Below are 24,757 nucleotides of genomic sequence, written 5' to 3' on the forward strand. Positions count from 1 at the left end.
CAATGATTATTTTACTTGAGCAAAATATTTTTCAAGACGACCTTTGTTCGTCATGGATTTCTTCTCAAGATCTTTCACCACTTTCTCTGCTTGTTCTTTGTTTGGTAGATTATCACCCACTTGAATCACACCATTCATATTCATTGAGCGGTGCACTGGGCAAGTATAAACATAAACACCTTCTTTATCTAAAGTGATAGTGAGTTCTTGATCTTCTTCAGATTGGAATTTTTGTGCGCCTTCAGGAATTGCTTTGCTGTGCACAAAGTGACTTTTATTTTCTGCACGGAATGTCACGGTATCACCTGGTTGTACTTTTAAATAACCCGGTTCAAAAACCATTGAGCCTTCACTGTTAGAATTCAGCATTTTGATGTCATGATGAGCGGCTTGAGCAGCAAAACTTAAACCTAATAATACTGCAAGTGCGATTTTCTTCATTTTCATTTCCTTCTTAAGAATGTGCTGATTTACGTTGTGGACGAACCACCGGCAAACCTGCGCTACATTGTAATAATTCAACGTTTACACGATATAAACGATTAATGGTTTCTACTTGTAAAACATGATGAGCATCGCCCACGCCTTGCACTTTACCTTCACCAAGTAAAATCAACTCATCTGAAAATTGAGCGGCAAGACTTAAATCATGTAATACCATTATAGTAATCAGATTTTTCTGTTTCGTATAGGTATAAACTTCTTCTAAGAGATTAAGCTGATGATGCATATCTAACGCACTCACCGGCTCGTCCAACATTAAAATCTGTGGCTCACGTAATAAAACCTGAGCAAACATCACCATTTGGCGTTGTCCACCACTGAGATTCAGAATATCACGATGCGCTAAATGACCAATGCCTAATTGTGCCATAATACTTGCCGCTTCAGTAAGAAGCTCATCGCTTACTCGCATCGTTAGACTATCCATTCGTCCCAAAAGGACCACTTCAAGTGCGGTCAAGCTTGCATCTACTCGGCTATCTTGAGGCATATAGCCAATTGGTTTACGCCAATCTGCTAACTTCGTCCGTTCTAGCTGTTTGCCTTGATAGGTAATCATTCCTTCATGTGGTAATTCACCAAAAATGGTTTTCAGCATGGAGGATTTTCCCGTGCCATTTGGTCCAAGCACCGTGTAAACTTTACCTTCTTCAAAACGGACATTAATGTGATCAGCAACGGTGAGATCACCTCGTTTTACCGTAAGATTCTTTAATTCTAACATTATTGTCCCCTCTTGTTATTTAAAATAATCCAAAAGAAGAAAGGCACCCCAATAAACGAGGTAACAATCCCCACTGGGAACAATGCTCCAGGGATAATAACTTTGGACAATACCGAAGAAAGGGATAAGAATGCTGCACCAACTAACATTGCGCCCGGTAAGAAGAAACGTTGATCTTCACCAAGTAACATTCGAGCAACATGTGGAGCAACTAAGCCGATAAAGCCAATCACGCCCACGAAACTGATTGCTGTCGCCGTCATCATGGCGACAAGAACTAAAACCTTAATGCGTAATACTTGCAAATTGATGCCAAGACTCGCCGCACGATCTTCGCCTAAACGAAGTGCGGTCAATTTCCAAAGCTCTTTTGAAAGTAATGCGACACAAATTGTGGTTACGACAATAATGATGATTAAACTTTGCCATGTCGCTTTATTTAAGCTACCAAATAGCCAAAACAGAATTTGTTGCGAGACTTCAGGAGCCGAAATAAATTGCACCAATGAAAGTAAGGATTGGAAAATAAAGAGTAATGCAATCCCTACCAACACGAGCATTTCAGAATTAAAACGACGTTTAGACGCGAACAAGAAAAGAATTCCAGAGGCGAGCATAGTCATGACAAACGCACCAATGGGTACTGCAACTTGTACCGGTAAACCAAAACTTCCGAAAGCAATCACAATAGAAGCACCAAAACCAGCCGCAGCAGCCAATCCTAAAGTATAAGGACTCGCCATCGGGTTATTTAATAAGGTTTGGATCTCGGCCCCACCAACAGCCAATGTTGCCCCCACTACAAGCGCCATCAATGCCATGGGTAAACGTAAATTATGCACAATATTGTTTGTCATTTTATCGACTTCACCGATACCGAATAACGCATTCACGACTTCCGACACGGATAGCATCGCGGGGCCTGTCATCACATCAAGGATAAGACTGACCACGCCAATAGCAAGAAAAGATAAAATAACAAACCAGCGTTTGCGTTCAAGCTTACGCTGGTTAGCCACAATATCTGCTACAACAGAATTGCTTTTCATAAATTAACGTTTCCCTTATTTGCTTTCAGGGAAAAGATAAATCGTACCTTCCGGGGTAACTGGTAAGTAGTTTTTATAGAAGTTTAAGTAAGTTTGTTGAGGATCTAAATCTTTAAACAGATCAGGATAAGCCGCTTTAGCTACAAACTGAACAGAAGCACTGTCTGATAAAGTACGAGAGTTCGCATGATAGGCTGCATAAACACGATTATTTTTCACTGCCGGTAATTCAGCCCATCCGGCACGATGTTTGAATGCATTTAAACGACGTTCCGCTTCCGCTTTTTCAATACCAAAGCCCATTACCATACCGTCTTGATTTTTCTTCAATTCAGTTTCACGGCCTGTAATAATAATTGCATCCGGTTTCGCGGCTAACACTTTTTCAGCGGCTAATGTACCCCATTTACCGATTTCTGCAGGCGCTACGTTTTCTGCGCCTACAAGGTTAATCATAGAGCCCCACATGCTAGAGAAGAACGTCATCCCTTGTTCAGCTGGACCACCACGACCAAACTCTACATACACTTTCGGTTGTTTTGCTACTTTCGCATTTTTAACCGTCGTTTGAATATGTTCTACGATGTCTTTGTATTCTTTAGCCATTTTCGCGGCACGATCTTTCTGCCCTGTCAATTGACCAATAATTTCTGTTGATTTGATGTGTTTATCTAAGGTTTGAGCGTTGTAATCTAATACAACAATTGGAATACCCGCTTCATTGATAGCATCTAAATCAGATCCTAGCATTTCGTACTGCCAATCTGCTAAGACTAAAAGATCAGGTTTTAATGAAAGCACTTTTTCCACAGAGAACGTGCCTTCTTCTACTTCACCTACATCATCTAATTGATTCAATTTTGGCACCGCTTTGCTGAATAACTCCCAGCTTACAGGTGCCCAAGAAGACCATACTTTCTTAGAAAAACCGACAACGTTATCTAACGCTTTGTCACCACCAACTGCCATATAATCTTGATAGTAGAAACCAAGCACCACACGTTTTGCTGGTAAATCAACGGTGACTTCACGATCAAGTATATCTTTTACTTTCACGGGATCAGCATTGGCAAAACCTGCAGTTAAACCAAGAATAGTGGCAATCGCTAAAGTTGAAAAACGTCTTTTCATAAGAAAAATCTCCTGAGTAAAATCAAATAATTTAAATGATAATAATTATTAATACGAATAATAGCGAAAACGATTGCTAAATTCAACTCAGGCGTTTAATTATTCTTCGTAAGCTTCGTCAGTTAACGTTTTTAAGAATGCTTCTAACGCATTAATCTCTTCATCTGTTAGCGGTTTTGCTTTTAAAACATCAGGATTAATGGTTTGAGCATATTCGGCTTTATCCCACGCTTTCCCTGTTTCAGGATTCACTTTACGATTAGGATTATTGAAACTGTCTTTAAATAGTAAAACGGTTTTTAAATCTCGGAAAACACCGTTATGCATATAAGGCGCAGTGACACCAATGTTACGCAAAGTTGGTACTTTAAATTTACCTTTTTGCTTTTTATCACCTTTCACCATCGGATTATCCAATAGTCCATTATCTACAAAATCTGCAGCTAATTTATTGTGCTTAATTAATTCTTGGTTACTTGGTACGCCAATATTGTAATAACGATAATTCGTAAAGGTTTCTTTTACTGAATTCGCTTCACTTGATTGGTGGCAGTTACTACAATTTGTGCGTGTTTTATCAAAAAATAATGCCTTACCTTCGGCTTCAAGTGCGGTCAATTTTGCTTCACCTTTTAAAGCTCGATCATATTTTGAAGAGAATGGCGCAAATAATTCCTGTTTTTCGAACTCGCCAATGGCTTTTTCCATGATGGCATAAATCTTGTCGGTATCTGCCCAAATGCTTTCACCATAAAGATCCGTAATAGGTTTGTAATAGGTCGGATCTGCTTTTAAACGTTCAACAATGGCTTTTTTGTCCGGCATGCCCATTTCCACAGGGTTTACTGGTGGCCCACCTGCTTGCTCAGCTAAATCTTTCGCTCGACCATCCCAGAACTGTCCGCCTACATAATCTTTAATTTTTTTATCAAAATGAAAATCCGGAGAGAACATCGCATAAAGCGCAGTATTGGCATTGCGATTACCATGAAGATGAGGATTATCCCCTTCTGAGACCATTTGATTTGCAGAATTCTTACGTTGATCCACAAAGGCGGTATCTGGGCTATGGCAAGTCGAACAACTTTGTGTTTTATTAAAAGAAATAGACTTATCAAAAAACAGCACTTCACCCAGTGCTTTATAGTCCAATTCTTTTTTTGCTGCTTGATCAGCCAATGCATAATTACTCTGCATCAAAGGTGCAAACAGTAAAATAGAAAGCCATTTTTTTTGCATCATGTTCTCCAAATATTCAAATTATAGATAAAAAATAATCCAACAAAGCTTTGTTGGATTATAAAAGGAAAATAATTTTCTACAAGCCGGTGGCCATCTTAATGCGATCAGCAAACATACCGATGCTCACGCCGAAGTAATTTGATTTGTTCCAATCTAAAATCGTGCGGTAGTTATTGGAGACTAAGAATGCACGCCCAACTTCTTTATCTGGGCGAACTAGCCAAAGATCGGCTTGCGAAAGCGCGGCAAGTTTATCTTGTTCTTGTTGGCTAAAGCTCGCTAAAGTGACACCTTTAGACTGCCAGTCGCTGAGTGAACGTGCTTTATTCTTCTCAATACCAGAAAGCGATAAATCTAATGGTTGATTTAATGTTACTTCTACACCCCAAGGCAATTTGTTATCCCAACCTACAGTGTGGAGATAATTTGCAATTGAAGCAAACGCATCAAATTGGTTCGTCCAAATGTCCTTCACACCATCATTATTGCCATCTGCTGCATAATTTAAGAATGCACTTGGCATGAATTGGGTTTGCCCCATTGCACCCGCCCAAGAACCTAACATTCTGTGGCGTTGAATATGATCACGTTCTAACATCTTCATCGCATTCACAAATTCTTTGCTAAATAAGGCTTCACGTCTGCCATCAAAGGCTAATGTGGCTAAAGCTGATAGTACATCATAGCTACCTTGATAATAGCCAAAACTACTTTCCATACCCCATAAAGCAAGGATATATTCTTGTTGAACGCCATAGCGTTGGCTGGCTTGTTGTAATGGTGCCTGGACTTCCCAATAACGCTCTTCGGCAATGTCTACTTTGTTTTGGGTCAGTACTTTATTCAAATAATTCGTTGTACCGTTTGGATTCGGTAACTGTGGTTGATCCGCATTACGCTGACTTCTCCCCGCTTGAGCACGATCCAAATCCACAGCTTTTTGCATATATTGAATATTATTTTGTGCATTCAATATTGACAACGATACGCCTTCAGCAGCCGCTTTGCCTTTTAAGAACTGTACATAATCATTAAAGTTATCTAAAGTTCTCGGTTTGCTATAAACAGCATTACTGCTTACTGACGGAATACTTTTTGTGGATGACGTGGTTGTTGTCGTATTGCTTGAACAACCCACTAATAAAAGTGCGGTCGATAATGCCGTCATTTTTAACGTTGAGATTAAATTCATTTCTTTTCCTTTTTTAATTATCAAAATATCGCATTATTTGCGTAAAAATTGGTTATAAACAGCTTTCAATAATGAGGTTGGTAATAAGCGAGAACCTGAACGCAAGGCAAAGGTGAATAGGCCAGAAAATAAACCTTGAATACCTAAGCGATGTTTCAATTTAAATAAACGCCATTCTGCTTTCGCTTGGTTTAAACCTCGACGACGCCCTACCATGCCATTGCCCACGCGGGCATAAACTAAAATATCTGGCAAGTTTGCCACTTTTTGTCCTTGTGCTATGAGCTTAATCCACAGGTAATAATCTTCCTGTAAATCTTCATATCCACCACAATTAATGACCGCACTTTTTTGATATGCCACCGTCATGTGGTTGAACGGACAACGTTTTTGGGTAAATTTAACGATATCTTGTGCATCAGTCGGCACGTTACGATATGCCACAATGTCTTGAATATTTTCGCCAAACTCAGCAATCTGCCCACCGAAAATAATCGTATCCGGGTGCTGCTCAATAAACGCCACTTGTTTCGCAAAACGTTCTGGCACACAAATATCATCGGTATCCATACGGAATACCCAATCGGGTGAACAATGTTTCAATCCTTCATTGAGTGCTTTACCTAAACCTAAATTTTTTGGCAATTTCACTAAGTTTAAGGGTAATTTTGTTTCGAATTCAGAAACCACGGCTTCCAATTCAGGTGTGACAGCACCATCAAACACCAACACAATCTCATCTGCCGGATGGGTTTGAGCCACTAAACTTTCAAAACATTCTCTTAAATATTGTGGGTTTTCCTTAATATATAAGGACATTAAAACTGAAAATTTCATACTTCTCTATCTAATAAGTTATCTACATAAATCGCTTCAAATTAATTGCCAATTTAGGTGAAATTAAAACCACAAAGGCAATGACTAGCTGCTTAATACTTTTCGTTAATTTAAAAATTTCAAAATAGTAAAAAGCCGCTTTACGGGATAAATTCATAATATGTGGGTAAGCCAACATATATTGTGCGTTGATGGCAAAATTCTTTTCTTGTTCTGCCGTTTTCACATAATGTTCACGGATATAATCAATCGCTTTTTGCGTATTAGTGGTATCTGTTGATACGCTAGAACGCTTGGTATGGAAGGTACAATAAGTTAATGGTTCTGCCACTTTGTACGCTTTAAACGTTGGATCTTGTACAAGCTTCAGCAAGAAATCATAGTCTTCCAATGAACGAAGTGCGGTCGATAATCCACCGATTTTTAAAAACAGATCTTTTTTCACTCCAACCATCGGCATACCACCGATTTTATTCGCCAGTAAAATTCGCTCTACGCTAATCTCTTGTGGCTCAATTGGGTTAGTCACATAGCTAAAACCTTCATTGACCATTTCACATTTAGCTTGATGATAAACAAAGTTAACATCGGGATGCTCGACAATCACATCGGCTAATTTCTGACATTTATCATTTGCAAAACGATCATCGTCATCAAGAAATAACAACCATTCATTATCCGCATTTCGTGCCCCAATATTACGGCTTTCTGCCGCCCCTTGATTGGTTTCGTTACGAATCACTTTAACTGCAAATGGATATGATTGTGTTACTTCAACGGCTTCTTTTGAGCAATCATCCACAATCACCACATCAAAATTATAGGTGGTTTGCTTGGTTAAACTTTCCAATAACGCAGGAATTTCTTCTTTCCGATTATAAGAAGGCACGATGATACTAAACATCTTTCGGCTCCTTTTGTTTAAATAAAATAAGTTGTTTACCTTGAGTGCCAAAAAGCGATAAGAACATCAACATGACAAACATAATGCCCGGGAAAGCAAAGGTATCCGCTTTGATGTTACAGAACGCTAAAATCACGAAAGCAGAAAGGATAAATTTCCAACTGCCATCAAACCAATTTAAGGCGACTTTGCGCACAAAATAGAAGGTCACAGCAAAACACACCAAAGCGTAAGACAGGCCACCATAAAGAATCTGGCGTAAGAAACCAGAGTCCGTATGCCCATAATAACGGCCAACCTCTAACTCACCGGTCATATACATGCCATCGCCATAAATGAACTGCTTAAGTGTTGGCATAAAGAGGTGGTTTTTCATCAACGTATCCGTTGACGAACTGACAAATCCTGCACCGTGTAATAAATTAATCACAGGCTCTAAAGCATGTGCCACATAAGGATTTTCTGGTAAGAAATAGGCCAATAATAATACTAAAACGGCGAATGCTATTAGGGATGGCACATAACGCCATTTGAAATACACTAAAATGCTCACGACGGATAATAGGAGGAATGTACGTCCTGAAATCAACCCAATACATAGCATAAAAAACACTAAAACATTTGGAAGCGTATTATGTTTAGCGTTGTAAGCCAATAAAAAATGCAACAGCATTAAATAGAACAAACTCAATTGGAAAAAGGCGGTTGCAGTGATGTTATATAAGCGATACTCCTGCTCTGAACCATAAAAACGTGCAGGCAACACCGCATTAGTTGAAAGCAAGAAATCAATCATAAATGATGCACCAAGCAAGCCAATCACGCCCACTACAAACTGCACTACTACACCGAGTTGTAAATCACGCACCACTTTCTGTTGACCATTTACATTGGCATAGAAGGCATTATAAAGCCCCACACCAAAGATAAATAAAATCAGCTCTTTTACATACATGGTGATGACAGAAAAATCTCGCGTACCGTTAACTAAAAGCGGAATCACGCTAAATGCAATCAGCCCAATGATGACGGCTAAACTATCTACTGGTACAGTGATACCTTGTGGTTTCTGCTTTTTAAAATATTGATAAGCCAATACAACCAATGCCGCTAAACCTGCGACGAATGACATTCGTACAACATGAAACAGCCAAGGATCGTAAAGATAAAAAAGATTAAAAAGTGCGGTCATTTTTACGTTATTTTCCTAAATTCTTTTTCACTGCTAAGATTTTTTTGAGTGGATATTTAATTAATTTCTTCACTAAATTATTAGATTTTGAACCACGAATCGCTTCCAAATTACTCACTAATTGTGGATTTTCAATGGCCACAAGCGGACGAACCACATTGTTATTAATCTGGAATTGGGTTTCAAATAATAAGAAATCATCAGCAAGCCAAAACGGTTTTTCTTGTTCGAGTTGTTTCAAAAATGCACGTGCCGCTGATTTTTTGATTAAGTATGCCACCGTACCTGCAAAATAACTTTTATATGGATAAGCCACGGTGACATCACCAATAGTTTGGCGCAAGAATGAAAAAGTGGTTGGATAATTGATCTCTAATTCCACATTATTAAATTCAGCAATTTTTGACTGCCCGATTAATACAATATCCGCATCACATTTTTCGGTTAAGAGTGCGATTGTTTTTGGTGATAAATTAGCATTAAATAACGCATCATCTTCACAGACTAATGCATAATCATTTTCCGTCACATTTTGATCTTCTACGATCTGACGATAAACCGCTAAATGACTTAATGTGCAACCAATTTCGCCTTTTGTGACGTTGCGTCCATAATGTTGCTCAAACTTCGTTGGATTGAATACTTCTGCCAATTCATCCCACTCTTTTTGCATGGTATTAATCGCTGAAAATACAACGAAATCTGCTGTATCCGGTTGAGCAAAAAACAGCTCACGACGCTGAACATCTTTATCTAGTGAAATCAAATATTTATTCATAATTATCTCAAATTTGGTTTTTGCAGTATTTTGATTACAACAAACGGAAATAGTTGCAAATTATACTAAAGAAATAATCCAATAGCATGGCTTTTAGTACAACTTTAAAAGACCTAAAAAATAACCGCACTTTAAATGCTTAAAGCGCGGTCTATTTTAAATGGATTAATATGTTATTTCTTTCAATTAGAAAATTGCAGTCGCTAAACCCACAACAACACTTAAAGAAAGCACTACAGCTAACATTGCGTAACCAAAATCACTCATTTTAATTTCTCACTTATTTAGTTAAAGATATCCCATTCTAACAATAAAGCGCGTTTTTTCAAAAATTTTTTATAATTTACTTAACCTATTTGGTGACAGTCTTTATAATAGGAAAAATTCTCTAGAGGCAAAATTATGGCAACAATTAAAGATGTCGCAAAAATGGCCGGTGTTTCCACCACCACTGTTTCCCATGTAATTAATAAAACCCGTTTTGTAGCAAAAGAAACCGAAGAGGCGGTGATGCAAGCCATTAAAAGCTTGAAATACTCACCAAGTGCTGTTGCTCGGAGTTTAAAAGTCAATACGACAAAATCCATTGGGATGATTGTTACCACCAGTGAATCCCCTTATTTTGCTGAAATCATTCATGCCGTTGAAGATCATTGTTATCGTCAAGGCTATTCACTTTTTTTGTGTAATACACAAAATGATCCTGAAAAAATTAAAAACCACGTCGAAATGCTTGCCAAAAAACGCGTAGATGGTTTATTGGTCATGTGTTCTGAATACACACAACATTCACTTGATGTGCTTTCTAGTTTCTCGTCTGTGCCGATGGTGGTAATGGATTGGGGCCCAAATGCTGATACCGATATCATTGAAGATAACAGCTTTACGGGCGGTTATATTGCTACTAAGCATTTAATTGATTGTGGTCATAAAGAGATCGGTCTTATTGCGGGTGAATTAGATAAAACGACGGCAAGAACCCGTTACGAAGGCTTTGTAAAAGCCATGAATGAAGCCAATCTACCGATCCATGAAAATTGGATTATGGAAGGTTTCTTCGAACCTGAGGACGGTTATGAGTGTATGAATAAAATTCTTGCACAAGACAGCCTACCTACTGCCGTATTCTGTTGTAATGATGTGATGGCATTAGGCGCAATTTCTGCGATTACGGAAAAAGGCTTGCGTGTGCCTGATGATATCTCGATTATCGGCTATGATAATATTCACTCATCGCGTTTCTATGCACCACCACTCACAACGATTCACCAATCGAAGTCTCGTTTAGGTGCACAAGCGGTTAATCTTTTATTTGAGCGTATTGCCAATAAAGATAACGATAATCACGAAAAACACCGCATTGCTATCCATCCTGAACTCGTCATTCGAAAATCAGTTCGCAACCTTAAATAAACATTAAACTTTTTGACCGCACTTTAAATTTTATCTAAAAAAGTGCGGTCATTTTTTACTTATTTTAGCCTTTTTTGATTTAATGCAAGTTTTTGACGTATAGCATTTGATCCCGATACATATTTTTGGTTATATCTCCCCTAGTTTTATTTTTTTCTTTATCGGAGTTCATATGACTGATGAGTATCGCACTCTCCGCCATAACATTAATATGTTAGGGCGTTTTCTTGGAGAAACCATTAATGATGCACAAGGCGAAGACATTCTCACCTTAATTGAAAATGTTCGCCAATTATCCAAACAATCTCGAGCTGGCGATAGCCAAGCACGTAAAACATTGTTGGATACCCTTTCCACCATTTCAAATGAAAATATTATTCCTGTTGCACGAGCATTCAGCCATTTCCTTAACTTAACGAATATCGCTGAACAATACCAAACGGTCTCTCGTCAACATAAAGATTTACAATCTTCTAATCGTTCATTAAGTGCTTTATTCCAACGCTTAAAAGCATTAAATACTTCAAAAGAAGAAGTTTACAAAACCGTTGAAAACTTACTTATTGAACTGGTATTAACGGCACACCCAACCGAAACCACACGTCGTTCTTTAATCCATAAACACGTTGAGATCAATAAATGCTTAAGCAAATTAGAGCACGATGATTTAACGCCTAAAGAACGCGGCATTATTGAACGCTTGCTACTTCGTTTAATTGCTGAAGCATGGCATACCAATGAAATCCGTACCGTTCGCCCTACGCCATTCGATGAAGCAAAATGGGGTTACGCCATGATTGAAAACAGCCTATGGCAAGGGGTGCCGGAATTCTTACGTCAATTAAATGAACATGCTCGTGAATTTTTGGGGTACGATTTACCAGTGGGCTTACGTCCTGTCCGAATTTCTTCTTGGATGGGTGGTGACCGTGATGGCAATCCATTTGTTACTTCAAAAATTACGCAACAAGTACTCTATTTTGCTCGTTGGAAAGCTGCAGATTTATTCTTAAATGACATTAAATCTCTTGCTGATGAATTATCCATGGTGAAATGCACACCAGAATTTACCGAAAAATATGGTGAACATTTAGAGCCTTATCGTTTTGTAGTCAAAACGCTTCGTACAAAACTTATCGCCACTCTTGATTACTTTGATGATTGCCTGGCAAATCGTCCGCCACGCGTAAGCCAAGCGGATATCATCATGGAAGATAATCAACTTTGGGAACCGCTCTATGATTGCTATCAATCATTAATGGCGTGTGGCATGCGGATTATCGCTAATGGTTCATTATTAGATATTTTGCATCGTATTCGTTGTTTTGGTGTCACTCTTTCACAAATGGATATCCGTCAAGAAAGTACCCGTCATACAGATGCCATTGCTGAAATTACCCGTTATCTTGGCATTGGCGATTATGCACAATGGAGCGAAGCAGAAAAACAATCTTTCTTAGTACGCGAGTTAAATTCTCGTCGCCCATTAATTCCAACCCATTGGGAACCCTCTGCTGAAACCCAAGAAATTTTAGATACTTGCAAAGTCATTGCCCAACAAAAACAAGGCGTGATTGCTTGCTATATTATTTCTATGGCAAGAAGTGCCTCTGATGTGCTTGCCGTACATTTATTATTAAAAGAAGCGGGGGTGCCTTATCATATTCCTGTCGTGCCACTCTTTGAAACCTTAGATGACTTAGATGCCTCTGAAGGCGTCACGCGTCAATTGTTTAATATTGGTTGGTATCGTGGTGTGATTAATAATCATCAAATGGTGATGATTGGCTATTCTGACTCAGCTAAAGATGCAGGCATGATGGCAGCTTCATGGGCACAATATCGTGCACAAGAAGCGTTAGTTAATTTAACCGAAGAACTGGGTATTGAACTCACTTTATTCCATGGTCGTGGTGGTACAATCGGTCGTGGTGGTGCTCCTGCACATGCAGCATTACTTTCTCAACCTCCACGCTCACTCAAAAATGGTTTACGCGTCACCGAACAAGGGGAAATGATTCGCTTTAAACTCGGTTTACCCGAAGTTGCAGTTGAAACCTTTGACCTTTACGCGAGTGCAATTTTGGAAGCAAACTTACTTCCACCGCCAGAACCAAAAGCAGAATGGCGTACCGTCATGGATGAGCTTTCCGCTACTTCATGCGACATTTACCGTAGTGTTGTTCGTGGTGATAAAGACTTCGTGCCTTATTTCCGCAGTGCCACACCGGAACAAGAACTGTCTAAACTACCACTTGGCTCTCGCCCTGCAAAACGTAATCCAAATGGTGGCGTGGAAAGCTTGCGTGCCATTCCATGGATTTTTGCTTGGATGCAAAACCGCTTAATGCTACCAGCATGGCTTGGTGCGGGTGCGGCAATTCAAAAAATTGTAGATGAAGGCAAAGGTCATATTATTGAAGAAATGTGTAAAGCTTGGCCATTCTTCTCTACTCGTGTGGGGATGTTAGAAATGGTGTTCAGTAAAACCGATACTTGGCTTTCTGAGCAATATGATCATAACTTGGTGAAAAAAGAGCTTTGGTACTTAGGTGAAAATCTGCGTAATCAACTCAATGCAGATATTAAAACTGTGCTTTCGCTTTCTCACAAAGATGAATTAATGGCGGACTTACCGTGGATCGCGGATTCTATTGCATTACGTAATGTTTATACGGATCCGCTCAATCTCCTTCAAGTGGAATTGCTCCGTCGTTTCCGTGAATCACCTGAAAACCCAAGCCCTGATGTCGAACAAGCCTTGATGATTACCATCACTGGTATTGCAGCAGGTATGCGAAATACGGGCTAGTTACAACAAATATAAATAAGTGCGGTCAAAAACAACGATGAATTTGACCGCACTTTTTGTTTTGTGTTTCTTGCGGTATCATACGCGCAATTGACTTAATGAAGGAAAACCCAATGACAACTGATATTCAAAAACTTGATCCCGATGCAGCGATTGATCTTGCTTATGATATTTTCTTAGAAATGGCGGGCGAAAATCTCGATCCGGCTGATATTATGCTATTCAATCTACAATTTGAAGATCGTGGTGCGGTCGAGTTTGTCGAAACTGCCGATGATTGGGAACAAGAAATTGGGGTATTAATCGATCCTGAGGCTTTTGCTGAAGTGTGGGTAGGATTAGTGAATGAGAAAGATGAAATGGATGATGTGTTTGCGAAATTCTTAATTTCACACCGAGAAGAAGATCGTGAATTTCACGTTATTTGGAAAAAATAGCGACGCTTCTCCCTTATATCAATTTACAAACTAAAACCGGTTTAATTTAACATTAAACCGGTTTTTGCTTAACAGATTCGCGGTAAAGGTTCGTTGCGTGGTAAGTCTAATAAACGACTTTGACCGAAAAGACCAACTGCTCGAACTTTGCCATCAGTGGTCACTTCACCAATTACGGCTGCGTTTTCACCTAATGGATGGCGACGAAGTGCGGTTAGAATTTCAGCTGTTTTTTCTTTATCTGCCACAATTACCAATTTGCCTTCATTAGCAAAATTTAATGCATCCAAACCGAGTAATTCGCAAATACCACGTACTTCCTGACGAATTGGTAATACCGTTTCATCAATTTGAATCCCTACTTTCTGTGCCTGTGCAAATTCATGAAGTACTGCATTCACACCACCACGGGTCGCATCGCGTACAGCTTTCACCCCTTCAATTGGACGAATGCAATCAATGAGCGGTGCAAGCACAGCACTATCACTGCGTAAATCCGTTTGAATACCAAGATTTTCCCGTAAATTCAAAATGGTTGCACCATGATCACCTAAAGTACCACTGACAATAATCTGATCACCTGGTTGAATACGATGCACGCCCCAGTCGAGTCCATTTGGTATCACACCAATACCGGCTGTATTGATAAACACTTTATCTATCGCGCCTTTTTGTACTACTTTGGTATCACCGGTTACCACTTGAATACCGGCTGACTGGCAGGCTTTTGCCATAGACTGGATCAATTTTTTTAAAGTTTCTAGTGGTAAGCCTTCCTCCAAAATAAACCCACAGGATAAATATTTTGGGACGGCACCGCATACCGCTACATCGTTAGCGGTACCACATACAGCGAGTTTACCAATGTCGCCACCAGGGAAAAAAATCGGATCAATCACAAAGCTATCGGTAGAAAATGACAATGTTCCACCTAAAGCATTTAACTCTTGTAAAGCAATACGAGCCTGATCTTCGCCCTGTGAAAGTATCGGGTTATCAAATGCCTCGATAAAATAATCGCGGATCAACTCTTGCATTGTGGCACCACCATTTCCGTGTGCCATTGTAATAAAATCAGTCATTGTTTTATTCCCGTCTATATTGATAATAGGCCGCACATGCCCCTTCGGAAGATACCATCAATGCACCATAGGCATTGTCAGGATTACATTTTTTAGCAAATAATGGGCAATCCGCTGGCTTACATTTTCCGATTAATACATCGCCGCAGCGAGAATCAGGATCATCGGCAACTTGATGTGGCTGACAAGCAAAATGCGCTTCTGCATCAAAGCATTGATAATCATCTGTCAGTTCTACGCCTGATTCTGCAATTTCGCCTAATCCACGCCATTCGCTGCTGGCTTTCAAGCGGAACACTTCGCTGATTGCCTGTTGCGCCAACACATTACCATGCTGGTGCACAATGCGTTTATACTGATTTTCCACTTCACTGCGTTTTTCAACAATCTGTGTCACCAACATTAAAATTGCTTGTAGGATATCTAAAGGCTCAAAACCGGTGATCACAAAAGGCTTATGATAGGTGTCACACAATTCCTGATAAGGTTCAGAACCAATCACCATGCTAACATGACCTGGTGCAAGGAAGCCGTCAATTTTGACTTGTCCTTGTGACAATAAGCTGTGTAATGTCGGAATGATGGTAATATTTTGGCATACCACAAAAAAGTTTTTTACCTGCTGTTTTTTAGCTTGTTGCAAGGTAATTGCGGCACTCGGCATAGTTGTTTCAAAACCGAGTGAAAAGAACACCACTTTTTTGTCTGGATTATTCAATGCGATATTCAACGCATCAAGTGGTGAATAAACAATACGAACATCCGCGCCCTGTGCTTTGGCTTCTAATAATGAACCTAAACGTCCACGTACTCGCATGGCATCACCGAAAGTACAGAAAATTACTTCGGGGCGACGAGCAATCTCAATACATACATCAATTCGCCCCATCGGTAATACACACACAGGGCAGCCTGGACCGTGAATAAATTCAATACTTTTGGGTAATAAACGATCCAGCCCAAATTTAAAAATGGTATGAGTATGTCCGCCACAGACCTCCATCAGATATAACGGATTTTCTGGCGTAAAGTGCGGTTGGTTTTCCATTACTTTTTGTAGTCGCTGTAACAAACTTTTAGCCAGTTCAGGATCACGAAATTCATCAACAAACTGCATTTGATGCTCCTATCGTTCTTGCGCTTTTAACCAGTCTAGCCATTGCTGTAACCCTTCTCCACTTTGAGAAGACAACTGGATAACCTCAATTGTTGGATTCACTTGTTTCGCATAAGCAATACATTTTTCCACATCGAAATTTAAGTACGGCAGTAAATCTACTTTGTTTAAAATCATTAATTTCGAAGCCGCAAACATATGTGGATATTTCAGCGGTTTATCTTCGCCTTCTGTCACGGATAAGATCACCACTTTAGCATGCTCGCCTAAATCAAACTCTGATGGGCAGACTAGGTTTCCGACATTTTCAATAAACATCAGACTATTTTCCTGTGGCTGCAATTTCACCAATGCATTACCAATCATTTGTGCATCTAAGTGACAACCTTTGCCCGTATTAACTTGAATCGCCGGCACACCCGTTTGACGAATACGATCTGCATCATTTTCTGTTTGTTGATCCCCTTCGATCACATAACAAGGATAGTCATTTTTTAATGCGTTTAGTGTGGTCGTCAATAAGGTTGTTTTGCCTGAACCAGGACTTGAAACAAGATTAAGTGCCAAAATGTGTTGATTGGCAAAAAAGCGACGATTCATATCGGCTAATTGATTGTTTGCGCCAAGAATATCTTGTTCTACTTTCAGTAATCGTTGCTGGGTTTCTTCTTGTTGTGGAGAGTCTGGCATGCGGAAGGAGGAGTGAGAAAAATTAGGTAGTTTTGTTGCATGTTGCGCATTGGAATCATTATGAACATGCGGTAATTCTCCGATTCTGACTTGGTCTGGATGGCCACAGCCACAGGTTGTACACATAAGTCACCTCAATAATTTTTCGTTTATTCTGTAAATACTTAGAATCTATGGTAATTCACATGCGTTAGAATACCATATTCTCTATCTTAAATATATTCTTTGAAGAGAGATAAATACATACTATCAAGTAGTTAGCGTATTTTATATTCAAAAGATCAGGTTAAATTTGCCAATTTAGACGTCTTGCTATTTTACGGCAATTTCTTTCACTCTAAATTCGGTGCCACTTCGACGTTGTAAACATGCACTGAGACAATGTGGACAGCAATCTTGATAGGCTTCAATCTCAACTTCCTTTTGACATTGCCAGCACCATGCAATCGCAGGTAAATGAATAAAATGTAACTGACAGTTTTCAGCAACGGTATCTTTTCGCATAATTTCAAAGCAAAATTCTACCGCACTTTGCTCGACACAAGACAGCGCCCCAATTTCTAGCCAAATATCTGTCACTTCATGGATTTCATGCTTTTTCTTTTGTTGATCAATAATTTCCATAATATTCTGACAGAGAGACATCTCATGCATGATTTTCTCCTTAAAATAAAAAAGCAGTCTGTTCCAATTCTACTCTTTTTTGATATTTATTTTCAGCGTTTCTGTGTTTCGTTGTTCGATATTTAAACGTTGTTTGAAAAATTTTTACTGGTACCCGTACAAGAAATCATTTTAGCGGCACAAAATTAATGCCGCTATGTTGCAATAAAGTATTCATTAAATCATTGTTTTGTTCAAATTGGCTACATTTGCCTTTGAGCTGAATTAAGCGAATTCTCAAGTGAGCCAATTCATGGATCCGTTTTGATACTTCTCGAATATGTCGATCTAGCAGCTCATTAATTTCTCTTTCTTGCTCTTGAGTGGCACATTGAGGATTGAGCAACATTTTGATTTCTTTCAGTGAAATATCCAAACTGCGGCAATAGCAAATAAAAGAAAGTTGTTTCAAATGCTCTTCCGTATAAACGCGAAAATTACCAATTGTTCGCTTGGCGGGTTCGATCAATCCTTGTTTTTCATAGAAACGTACGGCTTCCACCGTACAGCCAACAATATTGGCTAGCTGACCAATTTTCATTTTTAATTAAATTATCCTTGACTCTGAAGTTACTTCATATTTTATACTTTACCACAGTGTTCACATGTTAGAAAAGGAGAACTTCCATGAAAAAAACAGCATTACTTATCACTGCACTATTCGGTGCATCACTCGCTAATGCGCATAATGTTTGGTTGGAGCCTGTTAAGGATGCAAAAGGGCAATATGTGGTTAAATTTGGTCATGAGGAAACTGAAACCTATCCTCAAAGCAAATTAAAAGCGGTACGCCTACTTGATGCTAAAGGCCAATTGCAAAATGCCACAGTAAACTTTAAAGAAGGCGAAGCACACTTTGCTGCACCAGATGCAGCCATCGCATTTATTCGCTTTGATAATGGTGTTTGGTCAAAATTGCCAAGCGGTAAATACGTAGAAAAAACCAAACAACAAGCACCTGATGCTGTACTTAGTGTTAATCCAGTCAAATTCGGCAAAGCAATTTTACACTGGGATGCTCAAGCAAATAAATCACACAACATGGATTATGAATTGATCCCACAAAGTGAACCGAAAGCGGGACAACCTGTGGACATTCTTGTGTTAGTCAAAGGTAAACCTGTGCAAGGCATCAAAGTGGGTTTAGGCGAAGATCACCCATTCAACTTAACCAATGAAAAAGGTATTGCACAATTCACCCCTAAAGCGGGCTATAACAAAGTCTGGGCTGAATTTGATGAGCCGGTTAAAGACAATCCTGACTATAACAAACGTAGTGTTGAATATATGCTCACTTTTGATGCGAAATAATGAAAAAAGTTGTATTTTTAACCGCACTTTTCACCTGGCTGTGTGCACCATCAGCATTGGCTCATAGTTTGCATGTTTTTGCACAATATGATGGACACACAGTCTCTGGCAAAGCCTATTATTCCGATATGACCCCAGCGGCAGAAACCTATATGGAAATTTTGCAAGCTGGTCAGGACTCCCCTCTATTGGAAGGCAAAACGGATCGCGATGGGCAATTTGCCTATCCGATCAATACCACTGCCGAAGGTGCCATTAAAGTAGTGATAGAAGGTGAAGAAGGACATCGAGCCTCAATTGTTGCCAACAGAGTATCTGCACAAGCTACTAATAATAGTGACAATGCATTGATGTTGGTCCGCGAAGATATTTCTAAATTAAAAGACAAAATTTACCTGCACGATATTATTGGTGGTATCGGTTATATTGTTGGTATTTTTGGCTTATGGGCATTGATTAGAGCCTCAAAAATGACGCGTGCGTCGCAATCTAAGGAAAGATAATATGCATTTATCGGAAGGTGTGTTGCATACCCCCGTATTGCTTGGAGGTGCAGCTGTCGCATTAGTCTGCGTAATGATTGGCCTGAAACGCCTCAATTCGCAGCAATTGCCGCTAACGGCATTGTTTGCCGCTGCCTTTTTTGTTGCCGGTACCATTCATGTACCAGTTGGCATTGGCAGCGTGCATCTCATCTTAAACGGCATGGCCGGTCTATTTCTTGGTTGGGCGGTATTCCCTGCCTTTTTAATCGCATTGGTATTACAAGTCTTGCTCTTTTCCTTCGGTGGATTTGCCGTGCTTGGTGTCAATTTATGTGTGATGGCATTGCCTGCCCTTCTTGTACATTGGCTATTTGCAAAAAGACTTGAAAATGACAATTCCCGTCGCACTCAAATTACTGCCGGTATTGGTGCTGGCGTGATCGGCGTTGGCGGTTCAGCCTTGCTTGCCTCTCTTGTCTTAGCATTAGATGGTGGTAAAGCCTACAGCGATCTGATCATGTTACTGGTGATATCACATATCCCTGTATTTATTATCGACAGTATCGTCAGTGTTGGTGTGGTCTTATTGTTAAACAAAATGTATCCAACAGCGCTCAGTGTGGTGAAATGAATTTTCTTGCTATTTTCCAACCGCACTTACGATTAATTTATGTGTTTTTGTGTGGACTTATCGTCAGCACAATGACACATATTTCAACGCTTGTTATCCTCAATCTTGTGGTACTCAGTGGATTATTTATTGCGCTAATACGCTATCGAAAATCCCTTGCCGGTTATTTTAAATATTGGCTAAAACTAAATTTCTTCACTTTGCTTGTTTGGTTAACCTTAAGCTGGAAAATCACCGAACAAGGTTTAGCATTAAATCTAATAGGGATTCAGCTTGCACTGCTCATCACACTACGTTTCAATTTGATTTTAAGTCTAACTCGACTCTTGTTAATTGATATGAACGAGAGCCTTTTATTGCAAGCATTGTGCCGTTTGCCATTACCTGAAAAACTACTTCACCTATTTGTTCTCACTGTGCGCTATATTTCAGTGTTCAGTGAAGTACATAAAAAGATGGATATGGCAATGCGAGCACGTGGCTACCAGCCAAAACTTAATGGCAGAACCTTATTTATCGCGGCGCAGAGTGTCGCCCTATTATTAATTCATGCACTCGTTAAAGCAGAAAAAACAGAAATGGCGCTAAAAGCTCGTGGCTTTCAGCTGCATGATGTGAAAAAAACACAGGATAAATCTTGATGAACGTCCTCGAAGTCAAACAATTACAGATCATGCGCGAGCAACGCGTGATTATTGATAACCTTTCTTTTGAACTCCCTGAAGGCCATCGCCTTTTTTTACAAGGTGATATTGGTTGTGGGAAATCGACATTACTACATTGCTTATTAGGTTTTATACCTTACCAACAAGGAGAAATTCGCTGGTTCGGTAATGTATGTAGACAAGAAAAAGATTTTGTACCACTACGTGGAAAGGTAGGCATCTGTTTCCAATATGCTGGCGATCAACTTTTCGGCCCAACTGTACTTGATGATGTGGCCTTTGGTCCTCTCAATCAAGGATTGAACAGAGATGAAGCCTATCAAATTGCATTACAACAGTTGGAGCGTCTAAATATTGTTGGATTAAAAGATCGCTCTGTGAATACCTTATCTGGTGGTGAACAGAATTTTACTGCACTGGCTGGCGTGCTAGCGATGCAGCCAAAAGTATTATTATTGGATGAGCCAACCAATGGACTGGATGTAAAAAATATCGCAAAACTGACCGCACTTTTACGTGAACTACAGTTACCAATGCTTATTGCCTCACATGATTTACGCTTTAGTGAAACACTCGCCGATTCCTGCTTATCTTTAGCTACAGATAACGATGGCTGAATGCGTTCATAATGCGTAAGGAAATAATTCAATAAAAAACGGGCGAACCATTTAAGTTCGCCCGTCATTCATTTATGACGCTAATCAAGCCACAAGTGCGGTTTCTTTTAAGCGATTTTTTAATTTCGCGTATTCAGTTACCACATAGCGTTCAGCCCAGGCTTGGTCTTCGATTTTATCAATACGAACCGCGCTATATTTGTATTCCGGCGTTCTAGAACCTGGATTCAAATGTTCAGCGGTTAATTCGTTACATTTACCGATCCACCATTGATAGGTCATATAACAAGCGCCTTTGTTGGTACGAGTGCTCACATCCGCGCGAGAAATCACTTTACCGCGTGATGATGCAATCCAAACCAAGTCGTTGTTTTTAATGCCTAATTCTTTGGCGTCTTGATCGTTCATTTGTACGAATCCTGGTTCATCCGCAAGTGCCGCAAGTGCACGGCAGTTACCAGTCATAGAACGGCAGGAATAGTGACCAACTTCACGTACGGTAGAAAGTACCAATGGAAATTCTTCTGAAAGATCTTCCATCGGTGGTTCCCAGTCGCAAGCAAAGAATTCAGCTTTGCCGTTCGGACGGTCGAAGATTTGGCCTTTATACAAATATTGCGTACCTTGATCTTCAGGACCTTCGTCAGTACATGGCCATTGGATATAACCCAAGCCTTCCATTTTTTCGTAAGTTGCCCCTTTGTAAATTGGACAAAGCGAACGAAGTTCATCCCAAATTTCTTTGGTATTGTTATAGTGCATTGGGTAGCCCATTGCTGTAGCAAGTTCGCTAATGATTACCCAGTCATCCTTGACGTCGCCGGTTGGTTCAACGGCTTTATAGAAACGTTGGAAACCACGGTCAGCAGCACTATATACACCTTCATGTTCAGCACAAGAAGTCGCAGGTAATAAAATATCTGCTTCTGCGGCTGTTTGAGTCATGAAAATATCTTGAACGATAAGAAGTTCAACTTTCTCGAAGGCTTTTTTAACAGCATTAATATCAGGCTCAGTTTGTAATGTATCTTCACCCATGATATAGAATGCTTTAATTTTATCTTCCATGATCGCTTCAGGTACTTCACTCAACGGTACACCTGGTTTGCTTGGAATAGACGGTACGCCCCAAGCTTTCGCAAATTTTGCATTAATTTCCGGGTCAGCAAAACTTTGATAGCCCGGTAATGTGTTGAATAACGCACCCATATCGCACGCACCCTGTACGTTGTTTTGACCACGCACTGGGTTTACACCAACATTTGGTTTACCTAAGTTACCGGTAAGCATTGCCAAGCTTGCTAACGCACGTACGGTTTCTACACCTTGACGGAATTGGCAAACGCCCATACCCCATAAGATAGTAGCAGTTTCCGCTTTCGCATAAGTGCGGGCAATTTCACGCAACATCTCAGGTTCAATACCTGTGATGTGTTGAGTGGATTCCGGTGTATAAGCTTTCACGGTTTCATAGAACGCATCGAAGTTTTCGGTGTGTTCATCAATAAATTTTTGATCTTGTAATCCTTCTTCTAAAATCACATTCATCATCGCATTCAAGAATGCGACGTTAGACCCGTTAGCAAGCGGTGCATAAATATCCGCAATACGGGCTGTTTCGATTTTACGAGGGTCACAAACAATAACTTTCGCCCCTTTTGCTTTGGCGTGATTAATTCGACGCGCCACAATAGGGTGTGAAGTGGAGGCATTATAGCCAAAAATGAATACGCATTTAGTATCTTCAATCTCAACAATTGAGTTGGACATTGCGCCGTTACCGACCGATTTGAGCAGACCTGTTACAGAAGGGCCGTGTCACACGCGCGCACAACAGTCAATGTTGTTATTTCCTAATACCGCACGGGCGAATTTTTGCATAACGAAGTTCACTTCGTTACCTGGTCCACGGGAAGAGCCCGTTACCATAATTGATTCGTTACCGTACTTTTCTTTGATTTCACTGAGACGTTTTGCTGTGTAAGAAATCGCTTCTTCCCAGCTCACTGGTGTGAATGGTTCGCCACGTTTGTAGCGGATCATCGGTTGAGTTAGGCGAGGAGTCAGGATTTTTGTGTCATGCACAAAATCCCAGCCATAATATCCTTTTAGGCATAACTCCCCTTCGTTTGTCTTGCCGTTTGCACCTTCAGCTCCCACAATTTTGTTGTTTTCCACCAAAAGATGGATTTTACAACCTGAGGCACAATACGGACATACGGTAATTACTTTTTTAATAGCCATAGTAACGTCCTTATTTTAGATACAACACGAGGTTAGAGATAGAATTAGAATAATTAATTCTGGGTATATATTACACCCAAAATCAGCTTATAGTCTTACAAAAAACATGGATTTATTGATATAAAACAGGTTTTCGTAATATTTTTAAACTATGTTTAGAAAATCCCCCCACTTTTTCTACAAAACAGGAATCTCTTCAAGCGATCTTCCCTCTTTTAAAAAATCATACATAAATTGCACAGACTCTTTTACGCTTTCTGTCATTGGAAAACCAAAGGAAACCAGATCGGGTTGGAGCCCAACAAAAACAATTTGCTTAATATCCTGTTCCAGTTGTTCGATGAGGTAATTGAGCGGCATATTATGCGTACTCATGAAAAACATTTCCGCAATGCTTTCTTTCTCAATGATTCGGATTTTGCCTGGTGCTAATTCCATATCAGCCGCATCAAAAATTAAAAGCAAATCAGGTTTCATGTCTCGCACAATATGTGCAACATTTTCCGGTGCTGATCCGCCGTCAAGTGCGGTCCAATTTGGCAATGGATTTTCACTCAATAGCTGATAGAGATAAGGGCCTGCACCGTCATCCCCCATCATGCTGTTGCCAACGGTTAAGATCACATTATTCGTCACGACGTTTCACCATAATATACATCACAGGTTCACGCTGAATCGATGCTAATGTATCCATCAGAATTTCGACCCACTCTTGATGTTCTGGGGTGAAATTGGCTTTATTTTCATCCATTGCTTTCGCCAATAAATTGACATGGCTGGAATCAATCACAATTTCACCAAATCGCATTAAGCCAGCAAATTTACGTTTAGCATCCCCTTCTGGAAAGCTATCTACAAAACGTTGATAAGCATCGTAGTCACAAACCAGTAATTTTTTAAAACAATCAATTACGCCAACATGGTGACCAATCGCCAAAGAGTAATACATCACCTGTTTTGCTTGCTCTGGCACTTGTTCATCGTTTTCGACGAAACGTTCGTTTAATAAATAGAAAAAGACTTTCGTTGTCATAACA

Annotated in this window: 26 protein-coding genes; 8 read left to right on the top strand and 18 right to left on the bottom strand. The window is 39.8% G+C overall.

Annotation, left to right across the window (positions count from 1 at the left end; all coding sequences use genetic code 11):
• Positions 1 to 6: 6 nt before the first annotated feature.
• The 10 genes from RDV53_RS09705 to RDV53_RS09750 all read right to left on the bottom strand — a co-directional run bounded on the left by RDV53_RS09705 (position 7) and on the right by RDV53_RS09750 (position 9,553).
• Entirely contained in the window at positions 7 to 441 is a 435-nt protein-coding gene (locus RDV53_RS09705) for a pseudoazurin (RefSeq protein ID WP_032822418.1), read from the bottom strand.
• Between the two features lie 13 nt (positions 442 to 454).
• A complete protein-coding gene (locus RDV53_RS09710; RefSeq protein WP_005696236.1) occupies positions 455 to 1,228 on the bottom strand; it encodes an ABC transporter ATP-binding protein in 774 nt (257 codons plus the stop codon).
• Positions 1,228 to 2,277 (bottom strand): FecCD family ABC transporter permease, encoded by a 1,050-nt coding sequence (locus RDV53_RS09715; protein ID WP_005696237.1) that lies wholly within the window; start codon positions 2,275 to 2,277, stop codon positions 1,228 to 1,230. The genes RDV53_RS09710 and RDV53_RS09715 overlap by 1 nt, the downstream gene beginning before the upstream one ends.
• Before the next feature lie 15 nt (positions 2,278 to 2,292).
• Positions 2,293 to 3,408 carry an ABC transporter substrate-binding protein gene (locus tag RDV53_RS09720; RefSeq protein ID WP_005696238.1) on the bottom strand — a complete coding sequence of 372 codons (1,116 nt, stop codon included), beginning with the start codon at positions 3,406 to 3,408 and terminating at the stop codon, positions 2,293 to 2,295.
• 99 nt (positions 3,409 to 3,507) lie between these two features.
• Positions 3,508 to 4,647: a cytochrome-c peroxidase gene (locus RDV53_RS09725; protein ID WP_032822415.1), complete on the bottom strand. Its 1,140-nt coding sequence runs from the start codon at positions 4,645 to 4,647 to the stop codon at positions 3,508 to 3,510.
• A 79-nt stretch (positions 4,648 to 4,726) separates the two neighbouring features.
• Positions 4,727 to 5,842, bottom strand: coding sequence for a lytic murein transglycosylase (locus RDV53_RS09730; protein WP_032822413.1), 1,116 nt, complete (start codon positions 5,840 to 5,842; stop codon positions 4,727 to 4,729).
• A gap of 33 nt (positions 5,843 to 5,875) precedes the next feature.
• Positions 5,876 to 6,679: a glycosyltransferase family 2 protein gene (locus RDV53_RS09735; RefSeq protein WP_005696241.1), complete on the bottom strand. Its 804-nt coding sequence runs from the start codon at positions 6,677 to 6,679 to the stop codon at positions 5,876 to 5,878.
• Between the two features lie 22 nt (positions 6,680 to 6,701).
• Complete coding sequence (locus RDV53_RS09740) at positions 6,702 to 7,583, bottom strand: glycosyltransferase family 2 protein (protein WP_005696242.1); 882 nt, start codon at positions 7,581 to 7,583, stop codon at positions 6,702 to 6,704.
• Positions 7,576 to 8,775, bottom strand: coding sequence for a hypothetical protein (locus tag RDV53_RS09745; protein ID WP_005696243.1), 1,200 nt, complete (start codon positions 8,773 to 8,775; stop codon positions 7,576 to 7,578). The genes RDV53_RS09740 and RDV53_RS09745 overlap by 8 nt, the downstream gene beginning before the upstream one ends.
• Positions 8,776 to 8,782: 7 nt before the next feature.
• Positions 8,783 to 9,553, bottom strand: a complete 771-nt coding sequence (locus tag RDV53_RS09750) for a glycosyltransferase family 25 protein (protein WP_005696245.1) — start codon at positions 9,551 to 9,553, stop codon at positions 8,783 to 8,785.
• A gap of 402 nt (positions 9,554 to 9,955) precedes the next feature.
• On the opposite strand from RDV53_RS09750, the gene purR reads away from it, so the two are divergent.
• The 3 genes from purR to RDV53_RS09765 all read left to right on the top strand — a co-directional run bounded on the left by purR (position 9,956) and on the right by RDV53_RS09765 (position 14,215).
• Entirely contained in the window at positions 9,956 to 10,966 is a 1,011-nt protein-coding gene (purR, locus tag RDV53_RS09755; RefSeq protein WP_005696247.1) for an HTH-type transcriptional repressor PurR, read from the top strand.
• 172 nt (positions 10,967 to 11,138) lie between these two features.
• Positions 11,139 to 13,778: a phosphoenolpyruvate carboxylase gene (gene ppc / locus RDV53_RS09760; RefSeq protein WP_005696248.1), complete on the top strand. Its 2,640-nt coding sequence runs from the start codon at positions 11,139 to 11,141 to the stop codon at positions 13,776 to 13,778.
• 113 nt (positions 13,779 to 13,891) lie between these two features.
• The gene (locus RDV53_RS09765; protein ID WP_005697650.1) at positions 13,892 to 14,215 is read left to right on the top strand and encodes an HI1450 family dsDNA-mimic protein; all 324 of its coding nucleotides are present in this window, start codon (positions 13,892 to 13,894) and stop codon (positions 14,213 to 14,215) included.
• Positions 14,216 to 14,283: 68 nt separating this feature from the next.
• Here the strand turns inward: RDV53_RS09765 and hypE are convergent, their stop codons facing one another.
• The 5 genes from hypE to RDV53_RS09790 all read right to left on the bottom strand — a co-directional run bounded on the left by hypE (position 14,284) and on the right by RDV53_RS09790 (position 18,308).
• On the bottom strand, positions 14,284 to 15,297 hold the full coding sequence (gene hypE / locus RDV53_RS09770; protein ID WP_005696250.1) for a hydrogenase expression/formation protein HypE: 1,014 nt from the start codon (positions 15,295 to 15,297) through the stop codon (positions 14,284 to 14,286).
• A 4-nt stretch (positions 15,298 to 15,301) separates the two neighbouring features.
• Entirely contained in the window at positions 15,302 to 16,414 is a 1,113-nt protein-coding gene (gene hypD / locus RDV53_RS09775) for a hydrogenase formation protein HypD (protein WP_005696251.1), read from the bottom strand.
• 9 nt (positions 16,415 to 16,423) lie between these two features.
• Positions 16,424 to 17,230 carry a hydrogenase nickel incorporation protein HypB gene (gene hypB, locus RDV53_RS09780; RefSeq protein ID WP_005696252.1) on the bottom strand — a complete coding sequence of 269 codons (807 nt, stop codon included), beginning with the start codon at positions 17,228 to 17,230 and terminating at the stop codon, positions 16,424 to 16,426.
• 186 nt (positions 17,231 to 17,416) lie between these two features.
• The gene (gene hypA, locus RDV53_RS09785) at positions 17,417 to 17,758 is read right to left on the bottom strand and encodes a hydrogenase maturation nickel metallochaperone HypA (RefSeq protein ID WP_005696253.1); all 342 of its coding nucleotides are present in this window, start codon (positions 17,756 to 17,758) and stop codon (positions 17,417 to 17,419) included.
• Between the two features lie 136 nt (positions 17,759 to 17,894).
• A complete protein-coding gene (locus RDV53_RS09790) occupies positions 17,895 to 18,308 on the bottom strand; it encodes a MerR family transcriptional regulator (RefSeq protein WP_005696254.1) in 414 nt (137 codons plus the stop codon).
• An 86-nt stretch (positions 18,309 to 18,394) separates the two neighbouring features.
• Between RDV53_RS09790 and RDV53_RS09795 the strand changes: the two genes are divergently transcribed.
• From RDV53_RS09795 to RDV53_RS09815, 5 genes are read left to right on the top strand one after another with little or no spacing between them, the layout of a single operon-like run.
• A complete protein-coding gene (locus tag RDV53_RS09795; RefSeq protein WP_005696256.1) occupies positions 18,395 to 19,078 on the top strand; it encodes a DUF4198 domain-containing protein in 684 nt (227 codons plus the stop codon).
• Positions 19,078 to 19,581, top strand: a complete 504-nt coding sequence (locus RDV53_RS09800) for an HI_1622 family ECF transport-associated protein (protein ID WP_005696257.1) — start codon at positions 19,078 to 19,080, stop codon at positions 19,579 to 19,581. The genes RDV53_RS09795 and RDV53_RS09800 overlap by 1 nt, the downstream gene beginning before the upstream one ends.
• A 1-nt stretch (position 19,582) precedes the next feature.
• The gene (gene cbiM, locus RDV53_RS09805; protein ID WP_005696258.1) at positions 19,583 to 20,194 is read left to right on the top strand and encodes a cobalt transporter CbiM; all 612 of its coding nucleotides are present in this window, start codon (positions 19,583 to 19,585) and stop codon (positions 20,192 to 20,194) included.
• Positions 20,191 to 20,835, top strand: a complete 645-nt coding sequence (locus RDV53_RS09810) for an energy-coupling factor transporter transmembrane component T family protein (RefSeq protein WP_005696259.1) — start codon at positions 20,191 to 20,193, stop codon at positions 20,833 to 20,835. Before cbiM ends, RDV53_RS09810 begins: the two co-directional genes overlap by 4 nt.
• Positions 20,835 to 21,476 (top strand): energy-coupling factor ABC transporter ATP-binding protein, encoded by a 642-nt coding sequence (locus RDV53_RS09815; protein ID WP_005696260.1) that lies wholly within the window; start codon positions 20,835 to 20,837, stop codon positions 21,474 to 21,476. The genes RDV53_RS09810 and RDV53_RS09815 overlap by 1 nt, the downstream gene beginning before the upstream one ends.
• 84 nt (positions 21,477 to 21,560) lie before the next feature.
• Here the strand turns inward: RDV53_RS09815 and fdhF are convergent, their stop codons facing one another.
• The 3 genes from fdhF to hycH form a co-directional block, all read right to left on the bottom strand.
• Entirely contained in the window at positions 21,561 to 23,720 is a 2,160-nt protein-coding gene (gene fdhF, locus RDV53_RS09820; RefSeq protein ID WP_232620862.1) for a formate dehydrogenase subunit alpha, read from the bottom strand.
• 177 nt (positions 23,721 to 23,897) lie between these two features.
• Positions 23,898 to 24,356, bottom strand: a complete 459-nt coding sequence (gene hycI / locus RDV53_RS09825; protein ID WP_005696264.1) for a hydrogenase maturation peptidase HycI — start codon at positions 24,354 to 24,356, stop codon at positions 23,898 to 23,900.
• Entirely contained in the window at positions 24,346 to 24,753 is a 408-nt protein-coding gene (hycH, locus tag RDV53_RS09830; protein ID WP_005696265.1) for a formate hydrogenlyase maturation HycH family protein, read from the bottom strand. Before hycH ends, hycI begins: the two co-directional genes overlap by 11 nt.
• Positions 24,754 to 24,757 lie beyond the last annotated feature (4 nt).

This window comes from Haemophilus parainfluenzae ATCC 33392, from assembly GCF_031191205.1.
Lineage (GTDB): Bacteria > Pseudomonadota > Gammaproteobacteria > Enterobacterales > Pasteurellaceae > Haemophilus_D > Haemophilus_D parainfluenzae.